19 protein-coding genes are annotated in these 18,979 nt (G+C 68.3%); 10 read left to right on the top strand and 9 right to left on the bottom strand.

Going from position 1 to position 18,979, the window contains the following annotated elements:
* Positions 1-62: 62 nt before the first annotated feature.
* Genes folK through hda form a run of 4 tightly spaced genes read right to left on the bottom strand, consistent with a single transcriptional unit; the run spans position 63 to position 3,670 of the window.
* Positions 63-563, bottom strand: a complete 501-nt coding sequence (gene folK, locus ASE31_RS19470; protein ID WP_057203506.1) for a 2-amino-4-hydroxy-6-hydroxymethyldihydropteridine diphosphokinase — start codon at positions 561-563, stop codon at positions 63-65.
* 14 nt (positions 564-577) lie between these two features.
* Positions 578-2,230: a polynucleotide adenylyltransferase PcnB gene (gene pcnB, locus ASE31_RS19465; RefSeq protein WP_057203479.1), complete on the bottom strand. Its 1,653-nt coding sequence runs from the start codon at positions 2,228-2,230 to the stop codon at positions 578-580.
* A complete protein-coding gene (locus ASE31_RS19460; protein WP_057203478.1) occupies positions 2,227-2,931 on the bottom strand; it encodes an HAD family phosphatase in 705 nt (234 codons plus the stop codon). Before ASE31_RS19460 ends, pcnB begins: the two co-directional genes overlap by 4 nt.
* A gap of 40 nt (positions 2,932-2,971) precedes the next feature.
* Positions 2,972-3,670: a DnaA regulatory inactivator Hda gene (gene hda, locus ASE31_RS19455; RefSeq protein ID WP_057203477.1), complete on the bottom strand. Its 699-nt coding sequence runs from the start codon at positions 3,668-3,670 to the stop codon at positions 2,972-2,974.
* A gap of 476 nt (positions 3,671-4,146) precedes the next feature.
* On the opposite strand from hda, the gene purM reads away from it, so the two are divergent.
* Together purM and ASE31_RS19445 are read left to right on the top strand one after the other, a co-directional pair.
* Positions 4,147-5,190 (top strand): phosphoribosylformylglycinamidine cyclo-ligase, encoded by a 1,044-nt coding sequence (purM, locus tag ASE31_RS19450; RefSeq protein ID WP_057203476.1) that lies wholly within the window; start codon positions 4,147-4,149, stop codon positions 5,188-5,190.
* A 173-nt stretch (positions 5,191-5,363) separates the two neighbouring features.
* The gene (locus ASE31_RS19445; protein WP_369818118.1) at positions 5,364-6,350 is read left to right on the top strand and encodes an AI-2E family transporter; all 987 of its coding nucleotides are present in this window, start codon (positions 5,364-5,366) and stop codon (positions 6,348-6,350) included.
* Positions 6,351-6,369: 19 nt separating this feature from the next.
* Here the strand turns inward: ASE31_RS19445 and ASE31_RS19440 are convergent, their stop codons facing one another.
* A complete protein-coding gene (locus ASE31_RS19440; RefSeq protein ID WP_057203475.1) occupies positions 6,370-7,476 on the bottom strand; it encodes a PHB depolymerase family esterase in 1,107 nt (368 codons plus the stop codon).
* Positions 7,477-7,773: 297 nt separating this feature from the next.
* On the opposite strand from ASE31_RS19440, the gene ASE31_RS19435 reads away from it, so the two are divergent.
* The 4 genes from ASE31_RS19435 to ASE31_RS19420 are packed head-to-tail and all read left to right on the top strand — an operon-like array spanning position 7,774 to position 10,769.
* On the top strand, positions 7,774-8,340 hold the full coding sequence (locus ASE31_RS19435) for a cysteine hydrolase family protein (protein WP_057203474.1): 567 nt from the start codon (positions 7,774-7,776) through the stop codon (positions 8,338-8,340).
* 14 nt (positions 8,341-8,354) lie between these two features.
* Positions 8,355-9,131 (top strand): carbon-nitrogen hydrolase family protein, encoded by a 777-nt coding sequence (locus ASE31_RS19430; RefSeq protein ID WP_057203473.1) that lies wholly within the window; start codon positions 8,355-8,357, stop codon positions 9,129-9,131.
* Between the two features lie 22 nt (positions 9,132-9,153).
* Positions 9,154-9,783: a DJ-1/PfpI family protein gene (locus ASE31_RS19425; protein ID WP_057203472.1), complete on the top strand. Its 630-nt coding sequence runs from the start codon at positions 9,154-9,156 to the stop codon at positions 9,781-9,783.
* A complete protein-coding gene (locus ASE31_RS19420; RefSeq protein ID WP_057203471.1) occupies positions 9,765-10,769 on the top strand; it encodes a GlxA family transcriptional regulator in 1,005 nt (334 codons plus the stop codon). The genes ASE31_RS19425 and ASE31_RS19420 overlap by 19 nt, the downstream gene beginning before the upstream one ends.
* A gap of 51 nt (positions 10,770-10,820) precedes the next feature.
* On the opposite strand, the gene ppk2 is transcribed toward ASE31_RS19420, so the two are convergent.
* On the bottom strand, positions 10,821-11,735 hold the full coding sequence (gene ppk2, locus ASE31_RS19415; protein ID WP_057203504.1) for a polyphosphate kinase 2: 915 nt from the start codon (positions 11,733-11,735) through the stop codon (positions 10,821-10,823).
* A gap of 142 nt (positions 11,736-11,877) precedes the next feature.
* On the opposite strand from ppk2, the gene ASE31_RS19410 reads away from it, so the two are divergent.
* Both ASE31_RS19410 and ASE31_RS19405 read left to right on the top strand, forming a co-directional pair.
* Positions 11,878-12,960 (top strand): transporter, encoded by a 1,083-nt coding sequence (locus ASE31_RS19410; protein WP_057203470.1) that lies wholly within the window; start codon positions 11,878-11,880, stop codon positions 12,958-12,960.
* A 65-nt stretch (positions 12,961-13,025) separates the two neighbouring features.
* Positions 13,026-13,862: a hypothetical protein gene (locus ASE31_RS19405; RefSeq protein ID WP_057203469.1), complete on the top strand. Its 837-nt coding sequence runs from the start codon at positions 13,026-13,028 to the stop codon at positions 13,860-13,862.
* 36 nt (positions 13,863-13,898) lie between these two features.
* On the opposite strand, the gene ASE31_RS19400 is transcribed toward ASE31_RS19405, so the two are convergent.
* Together ASE31_RS19400 and murJ are read right to left on the bottom strand one after the other, a co-directional pair.
* A complete protein-coding gene (locus ASE31_RS19400; RefSeq protein WP_057203468.1) occupies positions 13,899-14,750 on the bottom strand; it encodes a SirB1 family protein in 852 nt (283 codons plus the stop codon).
* Positions 14,751-14,839: 89 nt separating this feature from the next.
* On the bottom strand, positions 14,840-16,405 hold the full coding sequence (gene murJ, locus ASE31_RS19395; protein WP_057203503.1) for a murein biosynthesis integral membrane protein MurJ: 1,566 nt from the start codon (positions 16,403-16,405) through the stop codon (positions 14,840-14,842).
* Positions 16,406-16,698: 293 nt separating this feature from the next.
* Between murJ and rpsT the strand changes: the two genes are divergently transcribed.
* On the top strand, positions 16,699-16,998 hold the full coding sequence (rpsT, locus tag ASE31_RS19390) for a 30S ribosomal protein S20 (RefSeq protein ID WP_057203467.1): 300 nt from the start codon (positions 16,699-16,701) through the stop codon (positions 16,996-16,998).
* 193 nt (positions 16,999-17,191) lie between these two features.
* Here rpsT and ASE31_RS19385 read toward each other — a convergent pair whose 3' ends face one another.
* Complete coding sequence (locus ASE31_RS19385) at positions 17,192-17,527, bottom strand: DUF3579 domain-containing protein (protein ID WP_057203466.1); 336 nt, start codon at positions 17,525-17,527, stop codon at positions 17,192-17,194.
* A gap of 246 nt (positions 17,528-17,773) precedes the next feature.
* Between ASE31_RS19385 and ASE31_RS19380 the strand changes: the two genes are divergently transcribed.
* Positions 17,774-18,970, top strand: coding sequence for an aspartate aminotransferase family protein (locus ASE31_RS19380; protein ID WP_057203465.1), 1,197 nt, complete (start codon positions 17,774-17,776; stop codon positions 18,968-18,970).
* Positions 18,971-18,979: the final 9 nt, after the last annotated feature.

Below are 18,979 nucleotides of genomic sequence, written 5' to 3'. Positions count from 1 at the left end.
AGGCAGTACGAGCAGTACGACAAGACGCAGCAACGACGCCAGAAGAGTTTTGTTAGCCGCTCTTAGCTGCTGGAGCCTGCCACTGGCCAGAGCAAGGTTTCAGTGCGCTCAATGCGCTGACTGGCCACGCCCGCCAACTGGCCTGGGGTGACACGCGCAGGCGCCAGCTCGGACAAGGGCAGCAGCACGAAGGCCCGTTCCCCCATGCGCGGATGCGGCACGGTGAGATCGGGGGTGGTGATGGCCTCGTCGCCATAGAGCAGGATGTCGAGGTCCAGCGTGCGCGGCGCATTGCGGTACAGGCGTTCGCGGCCCGCTGCCAGTTCGATGGCCTGCAGGGCCTGCAGCAGGGCCTTGGGGGTCAGCTCCGTGGCCAGCTCGGCCACGGCGTTCAGGTAGTCGGGGCCATCGGCATCCACCGGCGCGCTGCGGTACAGCGAGGAGACCTGGCGCACCTCGGTCTGCGGCAGGGCCGCCAGGGAGGCCAGCGCCTGCTGCAGGGCGGCGCCCCGATCACCGAGGTTGGCGCCCAGGCCAATGAAGACCGCTGTGGTGGCGCCCATGCCGGCGGCCTGGCTCACTGTGCCGCAGGCGCGGCAGAGCCTTCACCGCCACCACCGCCCGTGGGCTTGCGGCGACGGCGGCGGCGCTTCTTGGGGGCGCTGCCATCGGGTGGCACGGCATCGCCGCCGTGGTCGGGTGCGAAGTCGTCTGCATCGTCCTGCCCACCGTCGGCAGCGGCAGCACGGGGCGCACGCGGCTTGGGTTGCGGGGCCGCCGGGGCCTGGCCCTCGCCGTCCGGCGATGCCTTGGGCACGCGGCGCGCCGTGGGCTGGCTCACGCGCTGGCGCGCCTTCTGTTCTTCGCGGGCCTGGTCCATCAGGTCCTCGCGGCGGTCGTCGTCGGCGGCCTGGAAGTCTTGCCACCATTCGGCCAGGGCCTCGCTGATCTCGCCCACGTCGGCACGCAGGCGCAGGAAGTCGAAGCCGGCGCGAAAGCGCGGCTGCATGACCATGCCGAAGGGCGTGCTGCCCACGCGCTTTTCAAAGCGCGGCTGCATGACCCAGATCTCGCGCATGTCGGCCGCCAGCTTGCCGCGGCCAGACACGTCGCCGATGCGCTTGTCGAACACCTCGTCGATGGCCTCCTGCAGCGCCGGCAGCGCGTGCTGGCGCTGGTTGGTCATGCGCTCGTTCCAGCCGTTGCGCACGTCTTCCCACAGCACGCAGGCGAGCAGGAAGCTCGGCGCCACGGGCTTGCCCTCGCCCACGCGGCGGTCGGTGTCGGCCAGCGCGGCGCTCACGAAGGGGGTCTCGGCGCGTTCCACCGCCACATCCAGCAGTGGGTAGATGCCCTTGGACATGCCGAGCTTCTTGAGCTGGGCGATGGTGGCGATGGCATGGCCGGTCTGCAAGAGCTTGAGCATCTCGTCGAACATGCGGCTTTGCGGCACGTCGGCGAGCAGCGTCTGCGACTGCACCAGGGGCGCGGCCGTCTTGGCCTCGATGGTGAAGCCCAGGGCGCTGAGCTTGGCGGCAAAGCGCACGGCGCGGATGATGCGCACCGGGTCTTCGCGGTAGCGCGTGGCGGGGTCGCCAATCATGCGCAACGTCTTCTTCTTGGCGTCCTGGATGCCCTTGTGGTAGTCCACCACGATCTGGCTGACCGGGTCGTAGTACATGGCGTTGACGGTGAAGTCGCGGCGCGTGGCATCCTCGTCCTGCGGGCCCCAGACGTTGTCGCGCAGCACGCGTCCGCTGGCGTCCACGGCATGCTGCATGCCCGACAGCTGCTGCTTGCTGGTCTTTTCGTTGCCCGCGACCTGGCCGGCGGCGGCGTTGTCCAGGTAGGCGCGGAAGGTGGAGACCTCGATCACCTCGTGCTCGCGGCCGCGGCCATGCACCACGTGCACGATGCGAAAGCGCTTGCCGATGATGAAGGCCCGGCGGAACAGCCCCTTGACCTGCTCGGGCGTGGCATTGGTGGCCACGTCGAAGTCCTTGGGGCGCAGGCCCAGCAGCAGGTCGCGCACGGCGCCACCGACGATGTAGGCCTCGTAGCCGGCCTGCTTGAGCGTGGCCACAACCTCGGCCGCCCGGCGGTCCACCAGCTCGGGGTTGATGCCGTGCACGGTGGCGGGCACCTCTTCGCGCTTGCCGAAATGCGGCTTGCCGCCCGAGGTGCCAGGCGTCGATTTGCCCAGCAGTTTGTCGATGAACTTCTTGATCATGGGTGTGCAGTAAACAGGTCCAGTATGCGCCAGCCGCGCTCCTGGGCCAGCGCCCGCAGGCGCGGGTCGGGGTTGGTGGCGACCGGGTGGTCGACCTTTTCGAGCAGGGGCACGTCGTTCATAGAGTCGCTGTAGAACGTGCTCTCGACATCACCCCAGGTGAGCTGGCGCTGGGCCAGCCATTGTTCCATGCGCGTCACCTTGCCTTCGCGCATGGTGGGCACGCCGTCGATCTCGCCGGTGTACCAGCCAGCCGCATCGCGCACCAGTTGCACGGCCAGCAGCTCGCCCACCCCCAGCGCCTTGGCAATCGGGGTGGTCACGAACTCGTTGGTGGCGGTGACGATCAGCACCTCGTCCCCCGCGTCCAGGTGCTGCTGCACCAAGGCCAGGGCCTGGGGTTGTATCGCCGGGGTGATGACCTCGCGCATGAACCGTTCATGGGCGGCGGCCGCAGCATCGGGCCCGCGCAAACGCACGGCCTCGGTGGCAAAGCGCACGTAATCGTGCACGTCGAGTGTACCTGCCTGGTAGTGGGCATAGAACTCGCCGTTGCGGCGCGCGAACTCGACGGGGTCGTTCCAGCCGATGCGGATGGTGAATTCACCCCATTCGTAGTCGGAGTCGAGCGGCAGCAGCGTGTGGTCCAGGTCGAACAGGGCAAGCCGGGGACGGGCGGCCAGGGAATCAGGGGAGGTCATTCGGTCAGGCACCGGAGCGCCGGCAGGTGGATGCGCTGGCTCATTCGGACTCGAGCATCGTCTTGAGCAGCGGGATGGTGATGGCGCGCTGGGTGCGCAGGGCAAAGGCGTCGAGTTGGTCGAGCAGTTGCATGAGGCTGCCCAGGTCGCGCGAGAAACGGTTGAGCATGTAGTCCATGACTTCATCGCCCAGGAACACGCCGCGCGCGTCGGCCTCCTGGCGCAGCACGGCGCGCCGCTCGGGCTCGCCCAGCAGTTGCAGCTGGAACACATGGCCCCAGCCCAGGCGGCTGCGCAGGTCGTCACGCAAAGGCAGGTCTGCCGGCGGCAGGCTGCCGGCGGCCAGCACCCAGCGCTGGCTGCCGCTGGCCGGGCTGATGGCGTTGACGAACCAGTTGAAGGCCGTCGCCTGCTGGGCCGTGCTGTACAGGTGCACGTCGTCCATGAGCACGGCGGACCAGCCCTCGTCGAACTCGGGCGGCTCGGCCACGGCGGGGTCGAGCCAGCCGACGCTGTCGCCCTGGTCGCGCAGCGCCTGGCGCACGGCCTTGAGCAGGTGCGATTTGCCGCTGCCGGATTCGCCCCACAGGTAGGTGGGCACCGGCGAACGGGTGGCCTGGCTGCTGCCGACCCCGGCCGCCAGGCGCAGGTGTTGCAAAGAGGCCTCATTCGGGCCGGGGAAGAAGCGGGAAAGCGTTGGCCCCGTGGCCAGGCCGATGTCGAGCGCCAGTTGCTTCATGCGCGGCACCCAGGCAGCAGGGGCCGGCCCGTGGCGGTGGGCGCGAAAGCGGCGGGCAGGGAGAAGATCAGCAGCGGCATCACAGGTGGCATTGAAAGATGTCTGGCCGTAGGTGACTGCGGCGGAACGCGGCAAAAGTGGCGGCACAGGGGCCGTTGCATTGCACCGGGACGCCTCTTGCGAAAGATCCCGGCAGCGACAATATGGCCGATTTTAGTCTCCTGCTGGCGCCATGATGCAAGCACACCACGCTGCTCGCCTGGGGCCTGGTGGTGCTGATCGCCGCCAACGCGCTGGCGGCCCTGCGTTACCAGGGCATCGCCGCCTGGCGGGGCCCCTGCGGCGTGGCGGGCAAACCTGTCGCGCCGCCCTCCAAAGCCCCCGTTTCGACAGGGCTGAGAGCCAGCGGAGGAGCATGCCCCTTAAAATCCCTGGATTCCAGCCCGCCGTGCGGGCCTACCAGCACCACACCATCCATGAGCTCCTCCGCCACCCCCACCCCCCTTTCCTACAAAGACGCCGGCGTTGACATCGACGCGGGCGACGCGCTGGTCGAACGCATCAAGCCCCTGGCCAAGAAAACCATGCGTGAAGGCGTGCTGGCCGGCATCGGCGGCTTTGGCGCGCTGTTCGAGGTGCCCAAGCGCTACAAGGAGCCCGTGCTGGTCTCCGGCACCGATGGCGTGGGCACCAAGCTCAAGCTGGCCTTCGAGTGGAACATGCACGATACCGTGGGCATCGACCTAGTGGCCATGAGCGTCAACGACGTGCTGGTGCAAGGCGCAGAACCCCTGTTCTTCCTCGACTATTTCGCCTGCGGCAAGCTCGATGTGGACACGGCTGCGGCCGTGGTGGGCGGCATTGCCCGCGGCTGCGAGCTGAGCGGCTGCGCGCTGATCGGCGGCGAAACGGCTGAAATGCCCGGCATGTACCCCACAGGCGAATACGACCTGGCCGGCTTTGCCGTGGGCGCGGTCGAAAAATCCAAGATCCTCACCGGCAAGGACGTGCAGCCCGGCGACGTGGTGCTGGGCCTGGCCAGCCACGGCGTGCATTCCAACGGTTTCAGCCTGGTGCGCAAGTGCATCGAGCGCGCCGGCGCCGACACCCCCGCCACGCTGGACGGCAAGCCCTTCAAGCAGGCCATCATGGAACCCACGCGCCTGTACGTGAAGAACGTGCTGGCTGCGCTGGCCGCCCACCCCATCAAGGCGCTGGCCCACATCACCGGCGGCGGTCTGCTGGAGAACATCCCGCGCGTGCTGCCTGAAGGCACGGCCGCCCACCTCACCAAGGGCAGCTGGCCCCAGACGGAGCTGTTCGCCTGGCTGCAGAAGACGGCTGGCATCGACGACATCGAGATGAACCGCACCTTCAACAACGGCATCGGCATGGTGGTGGTGGTGGATGCCGCCAACGCCGCCGCCACGGCCGCCACGCTGGCGGCTGCGGGCGAAAAGGTCTATACCATTGGCGCCATTGCGCCACGCGTTGACGGCGCCGCCGTGGTCGTCGCCTGAGGCGGCCACGCGCCATGGCGCAGCCACCACGGGAGCCGCCTGAAGCGGGCACGGGCATTGTGCCCGCCCGCCCCCCCGGCACACCTGCCGTGCCCGTCACGGGCGCCGGCATCGGCGCCCCTGCCCCTTTCGACCCACTGCCGCGCGGCGTGGCACTGGCCAGCTACCTGCTGATGGCCGGTGCGCTGCTGCTGGTGATGTGGCGCAACCTGCTGCCCGGCCTGCTGTGCGTGTGCCTGGGCTTCCTGGCAACGCGGGCGCTCGCGCAGTGGCTGGCGCGGCTGGCCCGGCGCCGCAGCGCATCGCCCTCCAGCGTTCTGCCGCGCCTGGCCGAGCTGGCTGCGGCCGCCGTGGTCATGCTTTCGCCGCTGGTGCTGCTGGCGATAGGGGTCACGCACTCGCGCGGCTACCTGGTCGAGGCGCCGCAGCAATACCGCGAACTGCTCGACTACATGGCGCGCACGGTGCTGGAGCTGCGGCTGAAGCTGCCGACCGACATGGCCAGCCACCTGCCCGAAGGCGCGGCCGAGATCCAGCGCATCATCGCCAGCTACCTGGGTGCCAAGGCCGGCGCGCTGGCCATGGCCGGGCGTGCCTGGCTGGCGGGGCTGCTGTTCGCCTACGTGGGCCTGCTGATCGGCTCGCTCGCGGCGGTGCGGCCGCCGGCACCGCCGCGCGGGCCCCTGGCCGCTGCCCTGCAGCAGCGCATCACGCTGCTGGGCGAGGCCTTCCGCCAGATCGTGGCCGCGCAGTTCTGGATCGCGAGCTTCAACACCCTGCTCACGGCCCTGTTCCTGCTGTTCATCCTGCCGCTGTGGGGGCTGGAGCTGCCCTACACCCCCGTGCTGATCACACTGACCTTCGTGGCCGGGCTGGTGCCCATCGTGGGCAACCTGCTGTGCAACGCGGTGATCACCATCGTCGGCCTGTCGGTATCGCCCATGGCCGCTGCAGCCTGCCTGGGCTTCCTGATCCTGATCCACAAGGCCGAGTACGTGATCAACGCCAAGGTCGTGGGCCGGCGCACGCACATGGGCGTGTGGGAGCTGCTGAGCGTGATGTTCGTGGCCGAGGCCGTGTTCGGCCCGGCCGGGCTGGTGGCGGCCCCGCTGTTCTACGCCTACCTGAAGAAGGAACTGGTCGCCGCGCGGCTGGTCTGAGCCAGCCGGCGCGGCCCGGTCATTTGCGCGCGAACTGCTTTTCCACGAAGGCCCACACCAGCGTGGATGCGTCCGGCCCTTGCGGGTCGCTGTAGGGCAGGCTGGGGGTACCGCCGCTCCAGGCATGGCCCAGGCCCACGATTTCACGCAGCGCCACCACCGAGCGGGCGCGTGCCCGGTATTCAGTCACCCGCGTCGCATGGCGCTTGCCGCGCTGCAGCATGCGCGCCGTGCCGGCCCGCGCACCCAGCGCCTCGGCCCACAGCGTGGCCGTGGCCACCGCATTGCGCACGGACACCACGCCGTCGGCATCGCCGTGCAGGATCAGCAGAGGGGGCAGCGGTGGCAGTGGCGTGCCGTCGATGCGCAGGCCCGGCACCAGGGCACTGGCGCCTGGCGGCTCGGGCAGGTGCGCCTCGCGCTTGCCATGCATGGCGGCCATGGCCGTGGCGGCCGATTCGGCCGTGCCCGGCGCCACGCCGGAATGCATGGCCACGGCGCAAAAGCGCTCCGGGTAGGTGGCGCCCAGCAAGGCCGCCATACTGGCACCTGCCGACAGGCCTGCCACCGCCACGCGATGGAGGTCCACCGGATGCCGGCGCGCCACCTGGTCCACGGCCGCCAGCAGGGTGGCGGCTTCGGCAGCGGCCTTGCCATTGCGTCGCTCGAACCAGTTCCAGCAGCCATGGGCGTTGGCCATGCGCTCCTGCTCGGGGTAGAGCACCAGAAAGCGCTTGCGCGCCGCCAGCCGGTTCATGCGCGAACTGGCGGCCAGGTCACGCCCGGTCTGCCCGCAACCATGCAGCATGACCAGCAGCGGCAGTGTCTCGCCCTTCTTGAGCGCGAGTGCGGGCGGAATGTACAGATGAAAGCGCCGCGCTCCCGCCGGCCCCGGCGCAATGCCTGCCAGCCACTCGCCACTGACGGGCTGCGGCTTGCGCGGGCGCGGCGCCACAGAGCGGATGGGCTGCGGCCTGGCCGCTTTCTGGGCCAGCTTGGGCACGACCCGCAGCGCCGTCACCGCCTGCGCACGCATGGGTTTGGCCGCCTTTTCAAAGGCCTTGAGGTTGCGCTGGTAGGCGCGAGTGAGCGCTGACAGCGAGAAGAGACGGGAACGGCGGGCCATGGGCAGAAGATGTGCTGGTGCTATCCATATATAGGGAAAACCCTATACACCATAGCAGCTTATGGCTTCATGCGCCTGACGCTATGCATTCAATAGCAGCAAACCCCTGCCAGGAAGCGCTGGGTAAAGGCCGCGTTCAAAAACCAAGGGTATTGGGCGCACCAAGACTGCCACATGCCCCGGCCAGACCGAAAATCGTGGCAGAAATTGATCGATAGATGTCCAGGGCTGGCGGGACTTCGCCGCTCTACAAAGGGAAGATTGCGCCATTCCAAACCAAACTTTAAGGCCCCGAGCATGAAAACCTGTCTGATTGTGATTGATGTGCAGGAATCCTTCCGCCAGCGCCCCTACTTCACGGCCAACGACCTGCCGGCCTACCTGGCGGCGCAGAACGCGCTGATCGAAGGCAGCGTGGCGCAGGGCGTGCCCGTGGTGCGCATCTTCCACAGCGAAGGCCCGGCGGATGCCAGCAACCCCTTCGCCATCGAATCCGGCCAAGTGCGGGCGCTCGACGGCCTGGCCGCCTTCGACGCCGCCGCCACCTTCACCAAGTCGCGCCACAGTGCACTGGTGGGCACGGGCCTGGATGTCTGGCTTACCCGCCACGGCATCCAGCGCCTGATCGTGAGCGGCATCCGCACCGAGCAATGCTGCGAAACCACCACGCGCCACGCCTCGGATTTGGGCTGGGAGGTGGACTTCGTGGCCGACGCCACCCTGACCTGGGACATGGTGCAGCCCGATGGCCGCACGCTGCCCGCCCCCGACATCAAGGCCCGCACCGCCACCGTGCTGGCAGGCCGTTTTGCCACGCTGCGCACCGTAGACGAAGCCCTGGCCGCCGCCGCAGCGGCAGGCTGAGCCGGGAGACCGCCATGCGCGCCACCGTCTGCGAACTGCCCTACCGGCCAGCGCTGCTGGAACCGGCGTGGGAATCCCTGGCAGCCCATGTGCGCGCCGAACGCTCGGAGCTGGTGTTGCTGCCCGAATTCGCCTTCGTGGAGCCCGTGTGGGAATCCGCGCCTTTCGATCCACAGCGCTGGGCCGCAGCCGAGGCGCTGAGCGATGCCTGGACGGCGCGGCTGCACGAACTGGGCGCCACCTGGGTGGTGGGCGCCCGCCCGGTCACCGTGGACGGGCGCCACTACAACGAGGGCTTTGCCTGGTCAGCCCAGGGCGGCTACCAGCCGCTGCGGCGCAAGTTTCACCTGCCCGATGAGCCTGGGGGCTGGGAGGCCACCTGGTTCGAGCGCGGCGATGCCGAGTTTGCGCGCTTCTCCGCCGGCCCCCTGGCGTTCGGCCTGAGCATCTGCACCGAGCTCTGGGCGCTGGACACCTACGCAGGCTATGCCGCCCTGGGCCTGGAGGCCATCCTCTCGCCGCGCGCCACGGCAGCGGCGACCACCGCCAAGTGGCTGGCCATGGGCACCGTGGCGGCGGTGCGAACCGGCGCCTACAGCCTCTCGTCGAACCGGGTCGATACGGGCGCAGGCACCTACGGCGGCGCTGGCTGGGCGATCAGCCCCGATGGCGCCCTGCTCGCGCAGACCAGCGAGAACCGCCCCTTCTGCACAGTGGACGTGAACCCGGCGATGGCCGCCGGCGCCCGCAGCACCTACCCGCGCTATGTGTTCGCCCGGCCGGCCCCTTGACCTTTTGACCTTTGTTCACTCCATGACCACTGTTTCCGCCTCCCCACGCCCCTTGCAGGTTGCCATCCTGGTATTCGACGATGTCGAGGCCCTGGACCTGGGCGGCCCCTATGAAGTCTTCACCACCGCCTGCCGCATGCAGCAGCGCCTGCAACCCGGCGCGCCCACACCCTTTGCCGTGCAGTGCGTGGCGCGCAGCCTGCAGCCGGTGCAGGCGCGGGCCGGCCTGCGCGTGCTGCCCGATGCCGACTTCGCCAGCGCAGCGGCGCCGGACGTGCTGATCGTGCCCGGCGGCGTGGTCGATGCCGCAGCCGCCTGCGCCGAGACACGCGCCTGGGTGGCGCGGGCCGCCGTAGGTGCGCAGATCACGGCCTCGGTCTGCACGGGCGCCTTCATCCTGGCGGCGGCCGGCGTGCTCACCGAAGGGCCGGCCACCACGCACTGGGAGGACATCGCCGACCTGCGTGCGCAGTTCCCGGCGCTCGACGTGCAGGAGAATGTGCGCTGGGTCGACTGCGGCGCGCTGGTCACGTCCGCCGGCATCAGCGCCGGCATCGACATGAGCCTGCATTTGGTCACGCGCCTGGCCGGCTCCGCCCTGTCCGAGCGCACCGCCCGCCAGATGGACACGCCATGGAACCCGAACCCCTGACACCGCACGCTCCCATCCACGTCTACTTCGCCCTGCTGCCCGGCAGCCTGGTGCTGGACTGGGCCGGACCGGCCGAGGCGCTGCGCATCGCCAACCAGTTGCTGCTCGCCCAGGGCCAACCCGAGCGCTTCGTGCAGCACTTCACCAGCCCCACGCCCGAGGCGGTGACCTCGGTGGGCGCCATGCTGACCGGGCTGGAGCCCTTGCCCGCCACCCTGCCCCAGCCGGCCTGGGTGGTGCTGGTGGGCCTGCCGGGCAAGGCCATCGCTGTGGACAACAGCGAGGCGCGCGACCTGCTGCACTGGCTGCGCGGCATGCGCCTGGCTGCGGGCCGGCTGGAGCTGGTCACCATCTGCGCGGGGGCGGTGCTGGCAGCCCACGCCGGGCTGCTGACGGGCCGGCGTGCCACCACGCACCACCAGCACCTGGGCGAGCTGGCCCTGGCGGACCCGCACTGCGACGTGGTGTCCAACCGGGTCTTCGTGCACGACGGCGCGCTGCACAGCAGCGCCGGGGTGACCACCGGCATCGACCTGGTGCTGTACCGCATTGCCGACACCTGCGGCCCGGCGATTGCCGCCCAGGTGGCCCAGACCATGGTGGTGGCCCTGCGCCGCGGCCCGCAGGACCCGGAGTTCTCGCCCTTTCTGCACCACCGCAACCACCTGCACGGCCCCCTGCACCGTGTGCAGGACGCCGTAGGCCAGCAACCCCAGGCGCCCTGGAACGTGACCGCCATGGCCGAGGTGGCGCACACCTCGCCACGGCACCTGAACCGGCTTTTTTTGGAGCATGCGGGCATCGCGCCGCTGCAGTACCTGCGCCGCATCCGCCTGGCCGCCGCCGAGGCGGCGCTGCAGTCGGGCCACAACGTGACGCAGGCGGCAGCGCTCGCGGGGTTCAGCTCGGATACGCAGCTGCGCCGCGCCTGGCACCAGTTCGGCCGGCCCGGGACCCCGGCAAGGGACGCGGTGGCCCGCCACTGACTGCGGGCCTGGCACCAATAGGAGCTGGGCTACACCCAGCCCGGCACGACCTCAATAGACTTCGGGTACGTACATGCCTGCAGGCACCGGCTGGCGCAGGTACTCGGGGTTGCGCACGCGGTCGGGCAGCACCACGGGCGGGTGCGGCACGTCCTGGTAGGGCAGTTGCGACAGCAGGTGCGCGATGCAGTTCAGGCGCGCCTTCTTCTTGTCCACGGCCTGCACCACCCACCACGGGGCTTCGGGGATGTGGGTGCGCTCGAGCATGGTTTCCTTGGCCTTGGTGTAGGCCTCCCAGCGCACACGGCTTTCCAGGTCCATGGGACTCAACTTCCACTGCTTGAGCGGGTCGTGGATGCGGCCCAGAAAGCGCAGGTGCTGCTCTTCGTCGGTGATGGAGAACCAGTATTTGACGAGCGTGATGCCCGAGCGCACCAGCATCTTCTCGAAATCGGGCACGGTACGGAAGAACTCCTCGTACTCGTCGTCCGAGCAAAAGCCCATGACGCGCTCGACACCGGCGCGGTTGTACCAGCTGCGGTCGAACAGCACCATTTCGCCGGCGGCGGGCAGGTGCGCCACATAGCGCTGGAAATACCACTGCGTGCGTTCGCGGTCGTTGGGTGCGGGCAGCGCCGCCACGCGGGCCACGCGCGGGTTCAGGCGCTGGGTGATGCGCTTGATGACGCCGCCCTTGCCGGCCGCATCGCGCCCCTCGAACAGGATCACCACCTTCTGGCGGCTGTGCTGCACCCAGTCCTGCAGCTTGACCAGCTCGCCCTGCAGGCGGAACAGCTCCTTGAAATACTGCTGGCGTGCATGCCTGTCGGTCGGGACGAGGTCGCCGGCATCGTCCACGTTGCGATCCTCGATCTCCAGCTCCAGCTCTTCGTCGTAGCTGTCGATCAGGTCGTTGGCGATGCGCTGCATCAGGTCCTGGGCATCGATGGGTGCGTTTTGGAACATGGCTTCGAAGGAGCAGATAGGGTTTCCCATGATGCGCCCTTCCGGTGACAAATGCATGACACCCACATGAAGTGTCACATCGCTGTCATGTCGTAACGGCAGCATTCCCGACCATGCCTTTGTTGTTGCGCCGCCCTTGCCCATGAACACACCTGCCGCCGGCACTGCCGGCCAGAACTACGGGGGAGATGCGGCAGGCCTGATCTGCGGCTACCGCATGGACGCCACCGGCGGCCCTGCACAGGCCATCGACTCGGTGGAGGCCGCGCAATGGCTGCAGTTGCTTGCCGATGCCCAGGCACTGGAAGGCCACCCGCCCGCCGACCCGGCCGAAGAGGCAGAGCCCCCGCCCTTCGTCTGGCTGCACTTCAACCTGAGCCACACCCAGGCGGTGCGCTGGATGGAGCGCCATGCCGGGCTACCCGACGCCTTTTTCGAGGCGCTCAAGGACGGCTCGCACTCCACCCGCATCGAGCGCGACGACGACACGCTGATCGCGGTGCTCAACGACGCGCATTTCGACTTCGCCTTCGAGCCCTTCGACATCGCCACGCTGTGGATCAGCGTGGCGCCGCAGTTGGTGGTGACGGCCCGCGCCCACCCCCTGCGCTCGGTGGACGCGCTGCGCACAGCGGTGCGGGACGGGCAATCGCCGCGCTCCAGCGTGGCCCTGCTGGAGCAGCTCATGCGCACCCAGGCCGGGGGGCTGGTGGACATCGTGCGCGGGGTCACGCAGCGCATCGACCGCATCGAAGACGAGCTGCTGGCCGGCCGGCTGGACCACAAGCGCGCGCGCCTGGGTGTGCTGCGCCGGCTGCTGGTGCGGCTGCAGCGCCTGCTGGCACCCGAGCCGGCGGCCCTGTTCCGCCTGCTGCAGAACCCACCGGCCTGGATGGGCGCCGAGGACGCGCAGGAGCTGCGCGACTCGACCGAAGAATTTTCGGTGGTGCTGCGCGACATGCAGGGCCTGCAAGAGCGCATCAAGCTCCTGCAGGAAGAGGTGGCGGCCAACGTGCAGGAGGCCAACAGCCGCAGCCTGTTCGTGCTGACCGTGGTGACGGTGCTGGCCCTGCCCATCAACATCATGACCGGCCTCTTGGGCATGAACGTGGGCGGCGTGCCGCTGGCGGACAGCCCGCACGGCTTCTGGATCATCGTGGGCATCCTCGTGGTATTCACCGCCGTGGCGGCCTGGATCGCCCTGCGGGGCACCCGGGACCGGTAGGAGGCACCACTGGGCGGGCCATTACAATCCCGCCCCTTGCCTCGCTCCCCGGATTCCGCGCCACCATGAACATCGTCGTCAACGAAGAACTCAAAGCCTACATCGATCCCCTGACCCGCGACGAACACGACGCCCTGGAACGCAGCCTGCTGGCCGAGGGCTGCCGCGATGCCCTGGTGCTGTGGGGCGACGTGCTGGTGGACGGCCACAACCGCTACGGCATCTGCCAGAAGCACGGCCTGCCCTTCCAGACGGTGCAGAACACGCACTTCCAGAGCATGGAAGACGTGCACCTGTGGATGATCGACCAGCACCTGGGCCGGCGCAGCGTCTCGGACTTCCAGCGCGGCGTGCTGGCCCTGCGCAAGCGCGAGATCGTGGCCGCACGCCGCAGCCGTGCGGCCGCCATCCCGCCCGAGCCGGTGGACGAGGCCGACCTGCCCTGGTCGTCCGACGGCCCGGTGGCCGCGCCACCGCCGCCGGCACCCGAACCGGACGTGCCTTCCGAAACCCTGAGCAGCCGCGAGGCCATTGCCCGGGCGGCCCGCCTGAGCAGCAGCCAGGTGGTGGCCATCGAAAAGATCCAGAAGCAGGCGGCGCCCGAGCTGGTGGCGGCTGTCAAGTCCGGCACCATCTCGCTGAACACCGCCGCCGCTGTGGCCACCCTGCCGGCCGAAGAGCAGGTGGCCGCCGCCAAGGGCGGCAAGGACGAGCTCAAGCAGGCCGCCAAGCGCGTGCGCGATGCCAAGCAGCGCAAGCCGCGCGAAGAGAAGGAAGAAGCGGCGCCCGAGAGCGAGGCATCCGATGCAGGCGGCGAACTGCAGGCGCTGCGCCTGCGCGTGGCCGAGCTGACCGCCGAGAACGAAGCACTGCGCGCAGAACTGGCCCGGCTGCAGGGCTGATTGGCGCCCAGGAAAGCGCGAATGCGCTTTCGCAGCCTACTCGTTGGCGCTGCGCAGGGCGCTCAGCCGGTCGGCCACATGGTCCAGGTCCAGGCCGTCGTCCGCATGGTGGAGGTAGGTCTCCAGGTCGGAAATGGCCTCGGTCAGGTTGCCCCGCTCGGCGTGCGCGAGCCCGCGATCGCGCCACTCTCCCCAGGCTTCGGGCTGCAGCACGATCAGGCGGTCCTGCACCGCGATCAGCCGCTGCCAGTCCTGCTGGGTGCGGTGCACCTCCTTGAGGTTGCGCAGCATGCGCGCGATGATGTCGCGCGGCGTGGCCGCCTGCAGGTACAGGCCCAGGGGCACGTCGTAGTCGTCCACCAGGCCGTTGCGGCGCTTGTAGGGCTCCAGCCGCTCACCCAGCTCTTCGCGGCTCAGAGACTGGCCGGAGATCGGGTCCAGCACCACCTGCCCCTTGGGCAGCAGCACCTTGACCATGAAATGCCCCGGGAAGGCGATGCCGCGCGCATGCAGGCCCAGGCCCTGGGCCAGCTCCATCCACAGCACGGCCAGGCTGATGGGAATGCCCCGGCGCGTGCGCAGCACGGCATTGAGGTAGCTGTTCTCGGGGTCGTAGTAGTTGTTGATGTTGCCGGCAAACCCCATGTCGGCAAAGAAGAACTGGTTGAGCGTGCGCAGGCGCTGCAGCGCGGGCGCATCGGCCGGCAGGCGGCGCTTGATGCGCGCCAGCAGCTGGTCCACGTCGCCCAGCAACAATTGGACGTCGAATTCGGGGTACTCGTCCTGCGCCAGGCTGGCGGCGGCCTCCAGCAAGGGGAAGTGGTCGTCGCTTTGCACCAGCGACGCAAAGTATTCCAGCGAGGTGGGAATGGTCAGGCTCAGTGGCATGGCAAGGTTGTACGGTTCTGCCCCCGCCGCGTCAAGCGGCAAAAGTCACGCGGTACAGGGTTATTTCGCGGGGCCACAGGTCTGCCGGTTCAGCGGCGCAGCATCTTGCGCAGCTTGAGGCCCGCCGCCCACAGCGCGCCGAAATACAGCGCGGCCGATGCCGCCATCAGCGCCGCCAGCAGGCCGATGCGCTGCCATTTGGCGGCGCGCAGGCCCAGCCAGTCGAAATGGTACGACGACCACACCAGCAGGGTGGCCAGCAAGGCACTTGCAGCCACCACCTGCAGGATGAAACGGCCCCAGCCCGGCAGCGGCTGGTAGCTGCCGCGCCGCAGCAAACCGATGAGCAGCCACAGCGCATTGATGAGGGCCCCCAGGCCGATGGACAGGGCCAGGCCCGCATGGGCGATCCAAGGCACCAGCGCCACATTGAGCAACTGCGTGATGACCAGCACCGAGATGGCGATCTTCACGGGCGTGCGCACGTCCTGGCTGGCGTAGTAGCCCGGCGCCAGCACTTTGATGGCCACCAAGCCCAAGAGGCCCGCGCCGTAGCCCGACAGGGCCATGGCGATCTGGCCCACATCGCTGTCGGCCAGCTTGCCGTAGTGGAACAGCGTGGCCACCAGCGGCTTGGAAAAGGTGAGCAGGGCCACAGCGCAGGGCACGGCCAGCAGCACCACGATGCGCAGGCCCCAGTCGAGCATGGCGGAATACTTGTCCGAATCGCCCGCAGCCTTGGCCGCCGTGAGCTGCGGGGTGAGCACCACGCCCAGGGCCACGCCCAGCAGCGCTGTGGGGAACTCCATCAACCGGTCGGCATAGAACAGCCAGGTGACGCTGCCCGGCTTCAGGTAGGACGCTATCTGGGTGTTGATCATCAGCGAGATCTGCGCCACGCCCACGCCCAGCAGGATGGGCCCCATGAGCGACAGCACCTTGCGCACGCCCGGGTCGGCCCATGCCATGCGGATGGCGCGCCAGGTCACGCCGATGCGCGGCAACAGGCCCATGCGTGCCAGCACCGGGATCTGCACCGCCAACTGCAGCACGCCGCCCAGCAGCACCCCGCCGGCCATGGAGTAGATGGGCTCGATGCCGCGCGCCTCCAGTTGGGGCGCGCCAAGCAGGGCCGCGCCGATCATGGACAGGTTGAGCAGCACCGGCGACGCTGCGGGCACGGTGAAGTGCTTCCAGGTATTCAGAACGCCGGCCGACAGCGCGACCAGGGACATGAAGCCGATGTAGGGGAACATCCAGCGCGTCATGAGCACTGCGGCGTCGTAGGCCTCGGGGCTCTGGCGCATGCCGCTGGCCAGGGCCCAGACCAGCACCGGCGCCCCCGCCACGCCAAGCAAGCAGGTCAGCAGCAGCACCCAAGTGAGGGCCGTGGCCACGTTGGCGATGAGCACGCGCGTGGCGTCTTCCCCCTGCTGCGCCTTGCTGGTGGCCAGCACCGGGATGAAGGCCTGGCTGAACGCCCCCTCGGCAAAGAAGCGGCGAAACAGGTTGGGGATGCGGAAGGCGACGTTGAAGGCGTCCGTCAGGGCATTGGCCCCGAAGAAGGAGGCCATCAGAAGATCGCGCGCCAGGCCCGTCACGCGGGAGGCCAGGGTCAGCAGGGAGACAGTGGAAGCAGCTTTGAGCAATGACACCGCCGGGAGTGTATGCGCTGGCGGGTGGCCGGCGGCGGCAGCCACCGCCGCAGGGTTGGGCAAAAGGGGGGCCAAGAGAGTCTCCGCGTGGAATGGACGAGGCAGTCTTGGCGGCGACCGTGAAGTGAAGATGAAGTCTGCGAGGCGGGTGTGAAGTGGCGCCCAGTGTTTCACCCGCTTACCAAAAGCCCTGATTCGGGCGTTCATATGCCGCCCTCTGGGCCCGGTGCACCGACTGGGCTATAATCGCGGGCTTTGCTGGCATCATCCTCAGACCTTAAGGAAACACATCAATGGCATCCGCTAAACCCAAGAAGAAGAACCCGCGCCTGGCGTCGGGCCGCAAGCGCGTCCGTCAGGACACGAAACTCAACGCCGCGAACACCTCGCTGCGCTCCAAATACCGTACCGCTGTGAAGAACGTCGAAAAGGCTGTTCTGACCGGTGACAAGACCAAGGCGTCCGAACTGTTCGCCAAGATGCAAGCCGTGGTGGACTCCGTGGCCGACAAGGGCATCTTCCACAAGAACAAGGCCGCTCGCGACAAGAGCCGTCTGTCTGCCAAGGTGAAAGCCCTGGCCCTGGCCGCCTGACCCTCTTCAGGCAAACAGCCCGAACGGCACGCGCCGTTCGCCGTTTGTAACGGGTGCGCTGCCAGCAAAAAACGAACGAACCGCCTTAGGGCGGTTTTTTCCTTTCCGGGGCGCGAATGCGGCAGATGCCATGCCCCGTCCAGGCACAAAAAAAGCCCCGAGGGGCCTTCATGCTTGCAATGCGGGCGCCCTTTCAGGGCTTGACGGGAGGCGGCAGCACCGGAGCATCCGGCACCAGGCAGGCTTCGGCCACCTGCAGGTTGTTGTCGCGCGCGAAGTTGACGACGAAATCCCAGGCCATGGGCTCGTGGTCGCGCAGGTCACGGTGCACCACCACGCACTTGATGCCATTGAGGGTGGTGGGAATGCACCAGGGCGAATAGCTCAGGTGGCTACCCGGCCGCGCCCCACCGGGGCGAAAACTGCTCATCACCCCCGCCAGACGCTCAGCCCAGTCGCTGGGACGGAAGGTTTTCCCGTCGTGGGTGACGCCTTGGATGAAGATCTCTTTGGAGGTGGGGGAAACCATCGGGTCGAAGTGTAATGGACAGCCGGTAGCCACAGGATCACTGCATGCTGCACTGCAGCGTAGCATTCTAACTCTTATATAAGAGCTACCTCCCTATTTCCTACCAGCGCACAAGGCATCGCCGGCCACGCGCATTGCAGTGATGCGCAATCGTCAACAGCGGGTCATCGCATGGCCCCTAGAATCGTGCTTCGTTTTCGGGGTGGACAAGCCCACCCTCTCACCGCACCGCCAGGAGATTTCTGCATGACCGCTTTCATTGAGGCCGCCTCGCCCCACGTGATGAACACCTATGGCCGCGTGCCGATTGCGCTGGCCCGCGGTCAAGGCTGCCGCGTGTGGGACGTGAACGGCAAGGAATACCTCGATGGCCTGGGCGGCATCGCCGTGAACACGCTGGGCCACAACCACCCCCAGCTGGTGCCCGCGCTGCAGCACCAGATCAGCCAGATCATCCATTCCTCCAACTACTACCACGTCCCCCTGCAGGAGACCCTGGCGGCCAAGCTGGTGGAGCTGTCGGGCATGACCAACGTGTTCTTCTGCAACTCGGGCCTGGAAGCCAACGAGGCAGCGCTGAAGATCGCGCGCAAGTACGGCGTGGACAAGGGCATCGCCAAGCCCGAGATCGTGGTCTATGAGAAGGCCTTCCATGGCCGCTCCATCGCCACCATGTCGGCCACCGGCAACCCCAAGATCCACAACGGCTTCGGCCCGCTGGTGGAAGGCTTCGTGCGCGTGCCGCTGAACGACATCGAGGCCATCAAGCAGGCCACCGAGGGCAACCCCAACGTGGTGGCTGTGTTCTTCGAGACCATCCAGGGGGAAGGCGGCATCAACCCGATGCGCGTCGAGTACCTGCAGCAGCTGCGCACGCTGTGCGACGAGCGCGGCTGGCTGATGATGATCGACGAGGTGCAGTGCGGCATGGGCCGCACCGGCAAGTGGTTCGCGCACCAGTGGGCAGGCATCGTGCCGGACGTGATGCCCCTGGCCAAGGGCCTGGGCTCGGGCGTGCCGATCGGCGCCGTGGTGGCCGGCCCCAAGGCCGCCAACGTGCTGCAGCCGGGCAACCATGGCACCACCTTTGGCGGCAACCCGTTGGCCATGCGCGCCGGCGTGGAAACCATTCGCATCATGGAAGAAGACGGTCTGCTGCACAATGCAGCCACCGTGGGCGAGCACCTGAAAGCCGCGCTCGTGCGCGAACTGGGCAGCCTGCCCGGGGTCAAGGAAGTGCGCGGCCAGGGCCTGATGCTGGGCGTGGAACTGGACAAGCCCTGCGGCGTGCTGTTGGCCCAGGCGGCTGAAGCCGGCCTGCTGCTGAGCGTGACGGCCGACAAGGTGATCCGCCTCGTGCCCGCACTGATCCTGTCAACCGCCGAGGCCGACGAGATCGTTGCCAAGCTGGTCCCGCTGGTCAAAGCCCTGCTGGCCGAATAAACCCTGGGC

The sequence above is a fragment of the Acidovorax sp. Root217 genome, assembly GCF_001428645.1.
In the GTDB taxonomy this organism is placed as follows: domain Bacteria; phylum Pseudomonadota; class Gammaproteobacteria; order Burkholderiales; family Burkholderiaceae_C; genus Acidovorax.
The sequence above is the reverse complement of the archived record's forward strand: the minus strand, read 5'-3'. Positions and strand labels throughout refer to the sequence as shown.